Annotated in this window: 12 protein-coding genes; 5 read left to right on the forward strand and 7 right to left on the reverse strand. The window is 67.7% G+C overall.

Annotated features, from left to right (window positions below; all coding sequences use genetic code 11):
- Positions 1-6: 6 nt before the first annotated feature.
- Complete coding sequence (locus BCR55_RS19710; protein ID WP_371493393.1) at positions 7-1,833, reverse strand: ShlB/FhaC/HecB family hemolysin secretion/activation protein; 1,827 nt, start codon at positions 1,831-1,833, stop codon at positions 7-9.
- Positions 1,833-3,989, reverse strand: coding sequence for a filamentous hemagglutinin N-terminal domain-containing protein (locus BCR55_RS19715; protein ID WP_065495547.1), 2,157 nt, complete (start codon positions 3,987-3,989; stop codon positions 1,833-1,835). The genes BCR55_RS19710 and BCR55_RS19715 overlap by 1 nt, the downstream gene beginning before the upstream one ends.
- 231 nt (positions 3,990-4,220) lie before the next feature.
- On the opposite strand from BCR55_RS19715, the gene BCR55_RS19720 reads away from it, so the two are divergent.
- Positions 4,221-4,715, forward strand: a complete 495-nt coding sequence (locus BCR55_RS19720; RefSeq protein WP_053297901.1) for a shikimate kinase — start codon at positions 4,221-4,223, stop codon at positions 4,713-4,715.
- Here BCR55_RS19720 and BCR55_RS19725 read toward each other — a convergent pair.
- Both BCR55_RS19725 and BCR55_RS19730 read right to left on the reverse strand, forming a co-directional pair.
- Positions 4,709-6,019 carry an MFS transporter gene (locus BCR55_RS19725; RefSeq protein WP_065495549.1) on the reverse strand — a complete coding sequence of 437 codons (1,311 nt, stop codon included), beginning with the start codon at positions 6,017-6,019 and terminating at the stop codon, positions 4,709-4,711. The genes BCR55_RS19720 and BCR55_RS19725 overlap by 7 nt on opposite strands.
- Before the next feature lie 154 nt (positions 6,020-6,173).
- Positions 6,174-7,256 (reverse strand): tartrate dehydrogenase, encoded by a 1,083-nt coding sequence (locus BCR55_RS19730; RefSeq protein WP_006397929.1) that lies wholly within the window; start codon positions 7,254-7,256, stop codon positions 6,174-6,176.
- 107 nt (positions 7,257-7,363) lie between these two features.
- On the opposite strand from BCR55_RS19730, the gene BCR55_RS19735 reads away from it, so the two are divergent.
- The 3 genes from BCR55_RS19735 to BCR55_RS19745 all read left to right on the forward strand — a co-directional run bounded on the left by BCR55_RS19735 (position 7,364) and on the right by BCR55_RS19745 (position 9,797).
- On the forward strand, positions 7,364-8,272 hold the full coding sequence (locus tag BCR55_RS19735; protein WP_065495551.1) for a LysR substrate-binding domain-containing protein: 909 nt from the start codon (positions 7,364-7,366) through the stop codon (positions 8,270-8,272).
- 134 nt (positions 8,273-8,406) lie between these two features.
- On the forward strand, positions 8,407-9,033 hold the full coding sequence (locus tag BCR55_RS19740) for a LysE family translocator (RefSeq protein ID WP_059936844.1): 627 nt from the start codon (positions 8,407-8,409) through the stop codon (positions 9,031-9,033).
- Positions 9,030-9,797 carry a bifunctional 2-polyprenyl-6-hydroxyphenol methylase/3-demethylubiquinol 3-O-methyltransferase UbiG gene (locus tag BCR55_RS19745; protein WP_065495553.1) on the forward strand — a complete coding sequence of 256 codons (768 nt, stop codon included), beginning with the start codon at positions 9,030-9,032 and terminating at the stop codon, positions 9,795-9,797. The genes BCR55_RS19740 and BCR55_RS19745 overlap by 4 nt, the downstream gene beginning before the upstream one ends.
- Before the next feature lie 42 nt (positions 9,798-9,839).
- Here BCR55_RS19745 and BCR55_RS19750 read toward each other — a convergent pair whose 3' ends face one another.
- A complete protein-coding gene (locus tag BCR55_RS19750) occupies positions 9,840-10,508 on the reverse strand; it encodes an O-methyltransferase (protein ID WP_006397916.1) in 669 nt (222 codons plus the stop codon).
- Between the two features lie 133 nt (positions 10,509-10,641).
- Between BCR55_RS19750 and BCR55_RS19755 the strand changes: the two genes are divergently transcribed.
- Entirely contained in the window at positions 10,642-11,937 is a 1,296-nt protein-coding gene (locus BCR55_RS19755) for an O-acetylhomoserine aminocarboxypropyltransferase/cysteine synthase family protein (RefSeq protein ID WP_006397915.1), read from the forward strand.
- 40 nt (positions 11,938-11,977) lie between these two features.
- On the opposite strand, the gene BCR55_RS19760 is transcribed toward BCR55_RS19755, so the two are convergent.
- Positions 11,978-13,168, reverse strand: coding sequence for a phosphotransferase enzyme family protein (locus BCR55_RS19760; protein WP_065495556.1), 1,191 nt, complete (start codon positions 13,166-13,168; stop codon positions 11,978-11,980).
- A 33-nt stretch (positions 13,169-13,201) separates the two neighbouring features.
- Complete coding sequence (pnuC, locus tag BCR55_RS19765; protein ID WP_065495559.1) at positions 13,202-13,813, reverse strand: nicotinamide riboside transporter PnuC; 612 nt, start codon at positions 13,811-13,813, stop codon at positions 13,202-13,204.
- Between the last annotated feature and the right edge of the window lie 16 nt (positions 13,814-13,829).

The raw sequence follows: 13,829 nt of genomic DNA on the forward strand, positions 1-13,829 counted from the left end.
TCTCCATCAGTCAGACCAGTTGAGTGTTGCCAGCAGCACGGTGGCTTTCTTGCCGAGCGCAGCCGGTTGCGCGAGCGCCTGTCCGACCAGCACTTCGGCCGACACGGTCCCGCCTTTCAGGCGCCATTGCGCGCGCGTGCCGACGCCCGTGCCGACGAGCGTCGGCCAGCCGCCTTGGGCGTTCAGGTGCGTTTTGCCGCCGTCGACGAAGACGTACGGTTCGATCCGCGCGTCGTGCCACGCAGGGACGTTCTGCCACGCGCATTCGTTGCGCATGAACACGCCGCTGTCGCCGGCGATACCGCCTTCGGTAAAGCCGCGCACCGAGCCCATCCCGCCGAGAAAGATCTGCTCGTTGCCGAACAGTGCGACGCGGCTGTACTGCGCGCGCAGCGTGCCGCGATACGTCCACGCGGATCCGGCGAGCGTGCCGAGCGCGAACTGCAGCGTGCCGGTCGCGTCGAGCTTCGTGAACTGGCTATGCGCGTCATCGATGCCGATGTCCGCTGCGTCGTGGTTGGCGGCCAGCCACGGCAAGCCCTGCGATACGCCGACGTCCCACGTCGCAGCCGCGCCCTGATCGTGCATCACGAACCGGGACAGACCGTTCAGCGCAACGCGCAACACGGTCAGGTTCTGCGGCGACAGCGGAATGCCGTTGACATCGCGCTCGGTGCGCAGCTTGTTGAGCGTCACGTCGATGCTCAAGCGTCCACGCGGCGAGCGCACCAGCACGTCGTTCCAGCCGAGCATCTGGCTGAACGTTCGGCCGGCGAGCAGCGCAACGTCGCCGATCGCCTGCTGATACTCGGACATCGACGCGGTATAGCTGAATGTCTGATACCCGTATGGCACCGCCGCGGAAAACACGACCGCGTTCGTATCGGTCGTGCCGACGTAACTGAACGACAGCGATTCCTGCAGGCCGATCACGTTGTCCGCTTCGACGCCGGCGCGATAGCGCGTCGTGCCGGTCTGCGAACTACCGTAGTTGTCGACGCCGAAGTCGTAGTGCAACCGGTCGCCGTAGCGGTTCGATATCGCGACGATCGAATCGCCGGGCGCCTCGCCCGGCAGGATGCGGATTTCGGCCTGATTGCGTCGCAGGCGGTTGATCTGGTCGACGCCCTGTTCGAGATCGGGCAAGCGCAGTAGATCGCCCGGCGCGCTCGCGAATGCCCATGCGGTGCCGGCTTCGGTCAGCAGACCGCCGCCGCGCACTTCGTACCACTTCTCGTCCGGATCGCGCGGCCGCAGCGGCTTGCCGTTCAGCGTCAACGCAGCCACACGGCCCGGCACGACGTCGATCTTCAACGTGCCGGACGCGAGATTCTGTGGGCCGAGATAGGCACGCGTCGTGATGTAGCCGCGCGCGATGAATGCTTCGGTCAGACGGCGCAGCAGCAGGTTGATCCGGTTGCGCCCGAGTTGCTTGCCGATGAAGGGCGCCGCGATGCGGTCACGTTCCGATTGCGCAAGTATCGTGTCGCCGTTGAATTCGATTCGGTCGATCAAGAACGTCGGCGCGACGTCGGGCAGCGTTTCGACGTCGGCGCCGGGCGGCAGATCCGGCATCGCCGGCTGCTCGGGCAACGCGATCTGTGCCGGCGGCTGCGCGATTTCATCGCGGCGCTGCCGGTCGCGCTGCTCCTGCAGCAACCGCTGCGCAGGATCCTGTTCCGCGCGCGGCACCGCGAAGTTGGGCGGCAGCGCGCCGACACCCGGCAAGGGGCCGGCCGGCAACGTGCCCGCGCCCTGCGCGTACGCGCAAGGCGACGTCGCGCCGATCGCCAGCACGAACGCTGCGGCGACGCGAGGCGGCATACGCGACATCACAGACCGAACCACGATACGAGGCCCATGTGATTGCCGTTGCCGATCGTCACGAGATCGCGATGCGGCGGCCGGATCGTCAGGATGCCGCCAGCCGCCAGCACGCCGTCGGGCGCGCTGTACGCGCCGCCGTCGATGTCGGCCTCGCCGGTCAAACGGACTTTGCCGGTCCCGCCGGTGAAGAGACCGCCGGTATCGGCCGCATAGATGGCCGCCCAGCGATTGCCGAACCATGCCTTCAGATCGTGATTGCGATTGATCACCGTGTAGCCGGGCACGCCTTGCGCGAGCGTCTTCGGCGCGTCGAGCGTCAATGCGCCAAGCGCCAGCACCGTGCCGCCGGTATTCGTGATCTGCGTGCCGGCCTTCAGCGCGATGTCGGCATTGGCTTCGATCACGCCGCCGAATGCCTGCACGTTCGAGGATGCACTCGCGCGGCAAAAGATGAAGCACGAGCGCCGGTACGATGCCTGCCCGGTGAAAATCGCCTGCGTCACGATGTTGTCGCGCGCGGCGATGTCGATCGCGCCGCCGTTCGACAAAATCGATCCGCCGATATTCGCGACGTTTGCGGCGCGCACCGTCACGTTGCCCGCGTCGGCCGTGATGTACGCGAGCTTCGATGCGTCGGCGAGCGCGCCGTAATCGACGGTGAAGCCGTCGCTGCGATGCCGTAAGAACAGAAAACGGCCGCCCTGCTCGGAGAAACCGACCACGGCGCCGTTCTGTACGCCGGTGCTGTGATCGACGATGTTCTGCAGATCGCCGCCCGCATCGATCGAGATGCTGCGATTCGACAGGATCCGCGCGTTCTCGTTGACGATATCGGCGCCCGCGGTCAGCGACACGTCGCCTTGCACGCCGAACAGGATGCCGAGTCGCGTCTGCGGCAGCGACTGATTCAGGATGCGGCCGGCCGCGCTCAGCGTCACTGCGCCCGCCGAGTCGGCATCCGAAGCGATCGCGGTCTGCCCTTGCACGAGCGAGCCGACGTTCACGATGTCCGCCGCGCTCTTGAGCACGACGCCGCTTTGCGACGAAGCGACGGTCGCGCCCGTCATCGCTTCGTCGGGATTCAGCGTAATTCCCGCGCCGTTCAACTTCACGCTGCCGGATGCCATCACGCTGCTGCCCGTCAGGGCGATCGCGTCCGCCGTCGACACGTTGACGTGGCCGCCGTTCGCCTTCACTTCGGTGTCCGTCAGCGTAAGGCCGCCCTGGGAACTGACGTCGAGGTCGCGCGCGACGTCGATCTTCGCGTGAGACATCTCCACGTTTCCGTTCGACGTCAGCGTGAAGTCGCCGAGCGACGCGCTCATCGCTCCGGCGCTACGCACGCCAGGGCCGCGATCGGTGACGATCAGCTGCACGCGTCCGCTCGTCAGGCTGCCGGCGGCGGTGATGTCGATCGCGTAGGACGATGCGGTATCGGGATCCGTCGTCGCGCTGCGCGACAGCCAGTCGTTGGCGTTATCGCTCGGCGACAGCCCCGTGTTGAGCTCCACGCGGCTGCGCCCGGCGAGCAGACGCACGCCGGCCGTCGCCGACGAAAACGTGTTGTCGATCGGGCCGTCCACGACGATGTTCTTCGCGATCAGGTCGAGCCCGATCAGCGCCCCGGCCAGGCCGCCCGGGCCGACGACGATCGTGCCGGTCGACGTATCGAGCACGACGTTGCGCTGGATCACGCCGGGCGCGATCTGCAGGTCGTTGAAACTCACGGTACCGGTAGACAACGCCACGTGGCCCGTGTTGACGAACGACCCGCCGTTGACCGTAATGCCGTTCGGATTGGCCAGCACGACGTTCGCACGTGGCCCGGCCACCGCGATTTCGCCCTCGATCAGACTACGGTTCGTGCTCGTCACCTGGTTGACGATGGTGCGCGCGTTGATGCCCGTGTTGTTCAGCGTCGCGCCCGCGGTCGTCACGTTGAACGACGAATAGGTATTGCTCGATACGCCGGCGACCGCCGGCGCGAGATTCACGAACTGACGGCCGTTAGGCGCAATCGATACGGTCGTGGCGGTACCGCCGTCCGGCACGATACCGGCGGCGACAGCGCAGTGCGGCAGCAAGCCCGCTGCGGCAACGCAAACGAAGAGGACACGCCGGCCCCCGTTGCCCGCGCGTCGGATCGAATCCAGACATCCCATCTTCTAATCGTGCGCACGGCTTCGCCGGCCGCGCGTCCCTCGGTTGTTCGGTCGTGTGGTTGTACGGCTCTAGTCATACCTTTGTGAGCTACCGAGAAAGGCTATCGGCCTGCCGCCCGGAATCTTTAGGCCGCTTTATCGAATGATTTTTCTAATGGATCTGCAGCTTCTCATTACGAACCGCTTTCACGTCGAGGCACAATGCAAGCCCACCGACCACGCACACCCTCGATGCGCGCCCCGTCTCCCCTCACCGTCATCCACCTGAACGGCCCGATCAACAGCGGCAAGACGACGATCGGCGTCGCGCTCGCGCGCCTGCTGCCCGATGCGCGCTTCGTCGACGGCGATGATCGCGACGCGCCCGACGATGCGCCGCTCCACGCACAGTGGGCGATCGCGCTCGAGCGCCTCGTCCACCGGATCGCAGCCGCGCGCGAGCGTTATCTGGTCGTCGCGTATCCGATCGGGGACGCCGAATACGCCCGTCTACGCGCCGCATGCGACGCGCGGCACGCACGCCTGTTCGTCGCAACACTCGCGCCGCCGCAGGCGATCGCGGCGTCCGACCGCGGCACACGCACTCTGACGGAATGGGAACGGCAGCGCGTCGCCGATATGTATCGCGAAGGCTATGCGTCGCGCGCGTTCAGCGACTGCTTCGTCGACACGTCGACCGCATCGATCGACACATGCGCAGCCGACATCGCCCGCCGCATTCAGTGATGGTGCTGCACGCGTGACGCGACCTGCTCGCGCGCACCTTTGCGGCTCAGCATCAGCGTGACGATCGCCGACACCGCGAGCGTCGCCGCCACCACGTAGAGCCCCGCTGCATACCCGCCCGTCGCCTGCTTCAGCCAGCCGATCGCGAACGGGCCGAGGAAGCCGCCGAGATTGCCGATCGAGTTGATCATCGCGATCCCCGCGGCCGCACCGGCACCCGACAGGAACGCGCTCGGCATCGCCCACAGCGGCGCCTTCGCAGCGCTGATCCCGACGTTGACCACAATCAGCGCGAGCACCGTCAGCAGCGCCGTGCTCGCCCCGCCGGCGAACACGAAACCGATGCACGCGAGTACGCAAGGAATCACGACGTGCCACGTGCGCTCGCCGGTGCGGTCCGAATGACGCGCCCACACGATCATCGCGACGACCGCCGCGACGCTCGGAATGCCGGTCAGCAGGCCTGTCTGCAGCGCGCTGAAGCCGAACTGCTTCACCATCAGCGGCGCCCACAAGCCGAGCGTATAGAGCCCCGCCGACGTGCCGAAGTAGATCAGTGCGAGCGCGAGCACGCGCGGGTCGCGCAGCGCCTGCCACGCGCCGGCCGCATGGCCGCTGCGCCCGTGCCGCGCGTCGGCTTCGGACTTCAGCTTCGCGATCAGCCAGTCGCGCTCGTCCGGTTGCAGCCATGCGGCCTTCGACGGCGCATCGGTCAGGCACTTCAGCACGACGAAGCCGAGCACGATCGCCGGCAACGCTTCGACGATGTACAGCATCTGCCAGTCCGCGAGGCCGAACATCGGCGGCATCTGCATGATGGCGCCGGATAGCGGCGAGCCGATCGCAGTCGAGATCGGCGCGGCCGCCATGAACCACGCGGCGGCCACCGCGCGCTGCCGCGCCGGAAACCACAGGCTCAGGTACAGGATGATGCCGGGGAAAAACCCGGCCTCCGCCACGCCGAGCAGGAAGCGCAGCACGTAGAAGCTCGTCGGTCCGACGGCGAACGCGGACACGGCTGACACGATGCCCCACGTGATCATCACGCGCGCAATCCAGATCCGCGCGCCGACCCGGTGAAGAATCAGGTTCGACGGCACCTCGAACAGGAAGTAGCCGATGAAGAACAAGCCGCCGCCGAGTCCGAACGCTGTAGGCGACAGACCGATCGCCTTGTTCATCGTCATCGCGGCGAAGCCGACGTTGACGCGATCGAGAAAGCTGACGAAATACAGCAGCATCACGAACGGAATGATGCGCCACATCAGTTTCCGCGCGACGCGGGTTTCCGGATCCGCTTGCATGTGTCTCCTCCTTCGAGGTCGAGGCGTGCTCTGTGATAGGAATGCCGGCCGATCCGCGGTGCGGATCGACGCCCCGCTCGCGTCGCTTGCGCGAGTCGTGGGCAGATCGAGTCGATTGGCACGAAACGGCGCGCCCGCAGAGGGGCGCCCGCCGTCAGGCCGTCACGGCCGCGTGCGCGACGTGCTCGCAGACGGCCGCCGTCACCTGCGCGGTCGTCGCATGGCCGCCGAGGTCGCGCGTATGCAGCGACGGATCGGCCGTCACGGCTTCGATCGCGCGCATCACGCGCGCGGCCGCTTCGGTCTCGCCGAGATGCTCGAGCAGCATCACGACCGACCAGAACGTGCCGACCGGATTCGCGAGCCCCTTGCCCATGATGTCGAACGCGGAGCCGTGGATCGGCTCGAACATCGACGGATAGCGGCGTTCGGGATCGATGTTGCCGGTCGGCGCGATGCCGAGGCTGCCGGCGAGCGCGGCCGCAAGATCGCTGAGGATGTCCGCATGCAGGTTCGTCGCGACGATCGTGTCGAGCGAGGCAGGACGATTGACCATCCGCGCCGTCGCCGCATCGACGAGTTCCTTGTCCCATGTGACGTCCGGAAACTCCTGCGCGACCTGCTTCGCGATCTCGTCCCACATCACCATCGCGTGACGCTGCGCGTTGCTCTTCGTGATGACCGTCAGCAGCTTGCGCGGACGCGATTGCGCAAGCCGGAACGCAAAGCGCATGATTCGCTCGACGCCGACACGCGTGAGGATCGACACGTCGGTCGCGGCCTCGATCGGATGGCCCTGATGCACGCGGCCGCCGACACCCGCGTACTCGCCTTCCGAGTTCTCCCGCACGATCACCCAGTTCAGGTCGTCCGGGCCGCAGCGTTTCAGCGGTGCATCGATGCCGGGCAGGATGCGCGTCGGCCGCACGTTCGCGTACTGATCGAAGCCCTGGCAAATCTTCAGCCGCAGCCCCCACAGCGTCACGTGGTCCGGCACATCCGGGTCGCCGGCCGAGCCGAACAGGATCGCGTCCTTGCCGCGCAGCGCGTCGAGGCCGTCGGCCGGCATCATCGCGCCGTGCCGGCGGTAGTAGTCCGCGCCCCAGTCGAAATCCTCGAACTCGAACGCAAAGCGGTCGCTGCCGCGGGCCAGCGCCTCGAGCACCTGCTTGCCGGCCGGCACGACTTCCTTGCCGATGCCGTCGCCAGGAATGGTCGCGATACGGTACGTCTTCATGCGAATACCTCGATTGATCGTGAGCGTGCGGCCACTTTACCGAACCGGCAGTGCAGGAACCGGTGCTAGACTCAAAGCATCTTTAACTTCAGTTCACGAATGGCGTCATGACGGACACCGTGCAGCCGGCCGATCTGGCTTTCTTCTCGACGCTGGCCGCATCGGGCAGCCTCAGTGCGGCCGCGCGCGAACTCGGGCTGACGGCGGCGGCCGTCAGCAAGCGGCTCACGCAGATGGAGCGGCGCGCGGGCGTCACGCTCGTCAACCGGACGACGCGTCGCATGATGCTGACGCCCGAAGGCGACGTGTATCTCGACTACGCGCGCCGCATCCTCGATCAGATGGACGAGCTCGGCGAACTGCTCGGCAGCGCGAAGCAGCGGCCGAAGGGGCTGCTGCGCGTGAACGCGACGCTCGGCTTCGGGCGCAGCCATGTCGGTCCGGCGATCTCGCGTTTCGTCGCGCGCTATCCGGAGGTGTCGGTGCAACTGCAGCTGTCGGTGATGCCGCCGCCGCTCACCGACGACGCGTTCGACGTCTCCATCCGCTTCGGCGAGCCGCCCGACACGCGCGTCGTCGCGCGCCGGCTTGCGCCGAACCGCCGGCTGCTGTGCGCGGCGCCCGCGTATCTCGCGCGGCACGGCACACCGGGCACGCCGCACGAACTGACGCGGCACAACTGCATCGGCATCCGGCAAGGCGACGAAGGCTACGGCATCTGGCGGCTGACGACGGGCCGCGGTGCGGCGCGCCGGACCGAAGCCGTGCGAATCAACGGCAATCTGACGACGAACGACGGCGAGATCGCAGTAAAGTGGGCACTCGACGGGCACGGCATCCTGATGCGTGCCGAGTGGGACATCCGCGACTATCTGGCCGACGGGCGCCTCGTCGTCGTGCTGCCGGATTACGAAACGCCGAGCGCGGACATCTATGCGGTATACGCCCAGCGCCATCAGATGTCGACGCGGATCCGCGCGTTCGTCGATTTTCTCGCGGCAGAGCTGGGCGGCTGACAGGATCGTCGTCCGCGCGTCGCACGGTTCGCCCATCGCCACGCCGGCGCGGCTCAGGCCGGGCTTCGGCAGCGTCGCGCCGAACCGAATACAATGCGCGGAATCGCACCGCAGCACCCCTTCCCGGAGCCGCCATGTTCGACCTGACCACGCTGACCACCTTCACCGCCGTCGTCCTCGGTCTCTTCCTGATTCCCGGTCCCGCGGTGCTGCTCGTGCTGAGCCGGACCGTCCAGGGCGGCCGCCGCACCGGCATCATGACGGGCCTCGGCGTCGCGAGCGGCGACTTCGTGCATACGCTGTTCGCGGCGGTCGGGCTGTCCGCGCTGCTGATGACGTCCGCGCTGGCCTTCAACGTCGTCAAGTGGGTCGGCGCCGCGTATCTGATCTATCTCGGCGTGCGCGCGCTGCTCGACAAGCCGTCCGATCCGTCGCTGCCGAAGGTGGCGCCCGTCACGCCGCTGAAGGCGTATCTGCAGGCGATTCCCGCCGAAGTGCTGAACCCGAAGACGGCGCTGTTCTTTCTCGCGTTCATGCCGCAGTTCGTGCACCCGGAACGCGGCTCGACGTTCGTGCAGTTCGCGGTACTCGGGCTGATCTTCGTCGTGCTCAGTTCGCTCTACACGACGCTGATCGCGTGCTCGATCCGTCCGCTCGGCCGCATCGTGAAGCGGCTCACGTGGCTCACGCGCTGGCAGGGCAAGATCATCGGCTCGATCTTCATCGCGCTCGGTCTGCGCGTCGCGGTGCAGCAGCGGTGACGCGCCGCACGGCCGTCGCGCCCGCCGATGAAACGCTGTACACGGATGCGCGTCTCGTCGCGGTCTACGACCTGTTCAACGCGGGCGATCACGATTTCATGTTCTACGCCGCGCGCATCGGCGCCGCACCGCAGCGCATCCTCGACGTCGGCTGTGGGACCGGCACGTTTGCCCGCCGGCTCGCGACGGCCGGGCACGACGTCGTCGCGATCGATCCGGCGCCCGCGATGATCGACTACGCGCGACGTCAGCCGGGCGCCGACGCGGTGCGCTGGATCGCGTGCGACCTGCGCGACCTGCCGCCCGGCGCGCCGTTCGACGCGGCCGTGATGACGGGGCACGCGTTCCAGTGCCTGCTGCGCGACGACGCGATCGACGCCATGCTGCGCGGCGTACGCCGCGTGCTTGCGCCGGACGGGCGCTTCCTGTTCGAGACGCGCAACCCGCGCCTGGAACCCTGGCGCGCGTGGACGCCGCAGCAGTCGGCGCGCCGCGTCGATTCGCCGACGTTCGGCGCGGTCGAGCTGCAGCACGTGTCGCATGCGGTCGAAGGGCCGATCGTCTCGTTCGATACGCACTATCGTTTCGTGCGCGACGACACGCGCGTCACACATGCGAGCCGATTGCGGTTCATCGCGCAGCGCGAGCTGCAGGAGCGCGTGGCGGCCGCCGGCTTCTCGGCGGTCGACTGGTACGGCGATTGGCAAGGCGCGCCGTTCGACGACGCGACGAGTGCGGAGATCATCGCGATTTGTCGCGTGTGAACGGCCGCGCGATGCGCGCCGGGCGGGCACGCTGCGATCGCATCACTCGCCCACAATCGAAATCGAAAACCCGTCCCACCCCTTCTGCCCGACCGTCTGCACGGCCGTCGTCGTCAGCTTCGGCTCGGCGACGATGCGCGCGAACCCTTCGCGCACGCCGACGACATCCGGATCGCGATTGTCCGGATCGGCCACGCGCCCGCGCCGCACGACGTTGTCCACGACAATCACCGTGCCCGGCCGCGACAACTTCAGCGCCGCATCGAGATAAGCGCGGTTGTTGTCCTTGTCCGCGTCGATGAAGATGAAATCGAACGGCGCCTCGCCCTCGGCAATGAGCCGCGCGAGACTGTCCTTCGCGCTGCCGACGACGACCGATACGACATCCGCGAAGCCCGCGCGCGCGATATTCTGCGTCGCGACCGCCGCGTGCGCCGGATTGAGCTCGAGCGTCACGAGCCGGCCGCCGGGCGGCAACGCGCGCGCCAGCCAGATCGTGCTGTAGCCGCCGAGCGTGCCGACCTCGAGAATGCGCCGCGCACCGCGGATCGTCGCGAGCAGTTGCAGCAGCTTGCCCTGATTCGGCGCGACGTTGATCGCCGGCAGCCCGGCTGCCTCGCTCGCCGCCAGCGCGGCATCGAGCACATCGTCGGACGGCACGAGCGTCGCCGAGAAATACGCGTCCACACGGTTCCACTGATCCTGATCCATCGCACACCTTTCGTCTGCGGAAAAACGCATTCTATGCGCGCTGCGCGGATAAGCAACGCACCATTCGTTCTAAGCTTCGCGCCCGGTGCGCTCCTATAATCGCCCGATCATCACAACAACAGACGGAGCACGCATGACCGATCAGGCCTCTTCGAAGTGGCGACTCGAAACGCTCGCCGTCCATGGCGGCTACCGCCCCGATCCGACGACGCGCGCCGTCGCGGTACCGATCTATCAGACCGTCGCGTATGCGTTCGACGACACGCAGCACGGCGCCGACCTGTTCGACCTGAAGGTCCAGGGCAACATCTATACGCGCATCATGAACCCGACGACCGACGTGCTCGAGCAGCGGCTCGCCGCGCTCGAGGGCGGCGTCGGCGCGCTCGCGCTGGCGTCGGGTCAGGCAGCCGTCACGTATGCGATCCAGACGATCGCGGAAGCGGGCGACAACATCGTCGCGGCCAGTTCGCTCTACGGCGGCACCTACAACCTGTTCGCGCATACGCTGCCGCAATACGGCATTACGACGCGCTTCGCCGATCCGCGCGACCCCGCATCGTTCGCACCGCTGATCGATGCGCACACGAAGGCGATCTTCGCCGAATCGGTCGGCAACCCGCTCGGCAACATCACCGATATCGCGGCGCTCGCCGACATCGCGCATCGCCACGGCATTCCGCTCATCGTCGACAACACGGTGCCGTCGCCGTATCTGCTGCGCCCGTTCGAGCACGGCGCGGACATCGTCGTGCATTCGCTGACGAAGTATCTCGGCGGTCACGGCACGAGCCTCGGCGGCGCGATCGTCGATTCGGGCAGGTTCCCGTGGGCCGACCATGCGGACCGCTTCAAGCGCCTCAGCGAACCGGACGTCAGCTATCACGGCGTCGTCTATACGGAAGCGTTCGGGCCGGCCGCCTATATCGGCCGCGCGCGCGTCGTGCCGCTGCGCAACATGGGCGCCGCGATCTCGCCGTTCAACGCGTTCCAGATTCTGCAAGGGATCGAGACGCTCGCGCTGCGCATCGAGCGCATCAGCGACAACGCACTGAAGATCGCGCAGCATCTCGCGCGTCACGAACGCGTCGAGTGGGTCAACTATGCGGGGCTGCCCGACCATCCCGATCATCCGCTCGTCGCGCGCTATCTGTCGGGACGTGCGCCGGGCCTGCTGACGTTCGGCGTGAAAGGCGGCCGCGCAGGCGGTGCGAAGTTCCAGGATGCGCTGAAGCTGTTCACGCGGCTCGTCAACATCGGCGACACGAAATCGCTCGCGACGCATCCGGCGTCGACCACGCATCGGCAGTTGTCGCCGGCCGAACTCGCGAAGGCCGGCGTGAAGGAGGAAACGGTGCGGCTGTCGATCGGCATCGAGCATATCGACGATCTGATCGCCGATCTCGATCAGGCGCTCGCGCAGGTCTGATCGGGCCGCCGCGCGCGAGACGCGCCGCGATCGGCATGCATCACGCGCCGCTGCGTTTGCCGCGCCGGCGCTGCTCGAGCCGGTCGAGCAGTTGCCGGCCGTCGCGGCCGCCGAACCATCGCGCGTGGCCGAGCAGATAGCCGTCGTACGCGACGTCGACGATGTCCGGCGCGTTCACGATGCAACCGAAATACGCGACTTCCGACAGCGCGAATTCCGTATGCACGATCGGCAGCAGCGCGACGAGCGCCGCATAGGCGTCGTCGCTGAGCGGGTCGAGCGATTCGTAGCCGTCGAGCAGCGCATCGATCTGCTCGTACTCGACGCGCCGTGCATCGGCCGGCGCGAGCCAGTCGATCATGTTGCGCTCGATCGCGAGCGCGACGTCCATCACCGCGCACGTGCGGTCCGACAACCCGAAATCGAGCACGGTGCACACCTGCGCGCCGGGCGCCGCATCGGTCCACAGCAGGTTCGACGCATGCCAGTCGCCGTGCGTCCATAACGGTGCCAGTGCGGGCAACAGCGGCACGACGCGCGCGTGATACGGCCCGATCGTCGCGGCGACGTCCGCGCGCCAGTCGCGCGTGCCGAGCGCGCGCACGAGCAGCGGCTGCGCCTCGACCCAGCGTTCGAGCGCGCTGGCCAGATCCGCGCTCGACAGCACGCGAAAACTCGACAGCAGCGTGCGAATCGGCCGCGCCGGCGCATCGTAGCCGGCCGACGCGCGATGCAGTTGCGCGAGCGCGCGGCCGGCCGCATAGGCATGCGACGGATGCGCGAACGGCTTCCACGACATCACGCCGCGATACGCATCGACACCGGGCGCGACGACATGCACTTCGTACGTCCAGTCGCCCAATGAAAACGCGGTCGCGCCGTCGCGGTCGGCGAGCACGTCGGGCACCGGGCAGCCGTGTGCGCGCAGATGCGCAATGAAGCGGTGCTCTTCGGCGAGCCCTTCGACGTCGCGCAGGGTCGCGTGGTGACGCTTGACGAACAGCGCGCGCTGGTCGTCCGTGCGCACCAGCACCGCCGCCGAGAACGGCCGCGGACTGTGCCAGGTCAGGCGCGCGGGCACGCCCGCGCCGTCGATCCGCGCGAGCACGGCCGCGACTTCCTCGTGCGTGATCAGCGGCCAGTCGCGCTCGGCCTGTTCGCCGTCGACGCCGAACTGCGGCGGTGCGACCTCGCGTGCGGCAGGACCGTCCGGCTCGAGGGGAAATGACATGAACGACGTCGCTCCGTAATTGAATCGCGTGGATCAGTGTGCCGCGCGCGCGTCGGCGCGCAGCGCATCGGCGGTGCGGCTCCAGTCGCGCCAGCCGATGACGGCGAGCGCGATGAACAGCGCATAGAGCCCGGCCGTCAGATACAGCGCCTTGAACACGAACATCCCGACGTACACGACGTTCACGACGATCCACAGGCCCCACGACGCGATATAGCGCCGCGCGGTCCAGTATTGCGCGACGAGGCTGAACGCAGTGAGCGACGCATCGACGAACGGCAGCGCCGCATCGGTCCAGCGCGCCATCATGCCGCCGAGCAGCGCGCTGCCGATCACGGCCGCGATCAGGTCGGGCAGCATTTGTCGCGGCCGCACGCCCGTGACGGGCGCGACGTCGCCGGCCGGCGCCGCGTGGCCGCCCACCTCGAGCGTACGCTGTGCAAGCCAGCGGCGCCAGCCGTACACCTGCAGCACCGCGAACGCGCCTTGCAGCAGCATGTCGGAATACAGCTTCGCGTCGAAGAAGATCCAGCCGTACAGCGCGACCGACGCGAGCCCGACCGGCCAGCACAGCATCCGCCGCTTCGCGGTCAGCCAGATCGCGAGCGCGCTGACGATCACGCCGGCGATTTCGAGGGAGGACATCGTATGGGCTCCTGGG

This window comes from Burkholderia sp. CCA53 (genome assembly GCF_001685525.1).
Classification (GTDB): domain Bacteria; phylum Pseudomonadota; class Gammaproteobacteria; order Burkholderiales; family Burkholderiaceae; genus Burkholderia; species Burkholderia multivorans.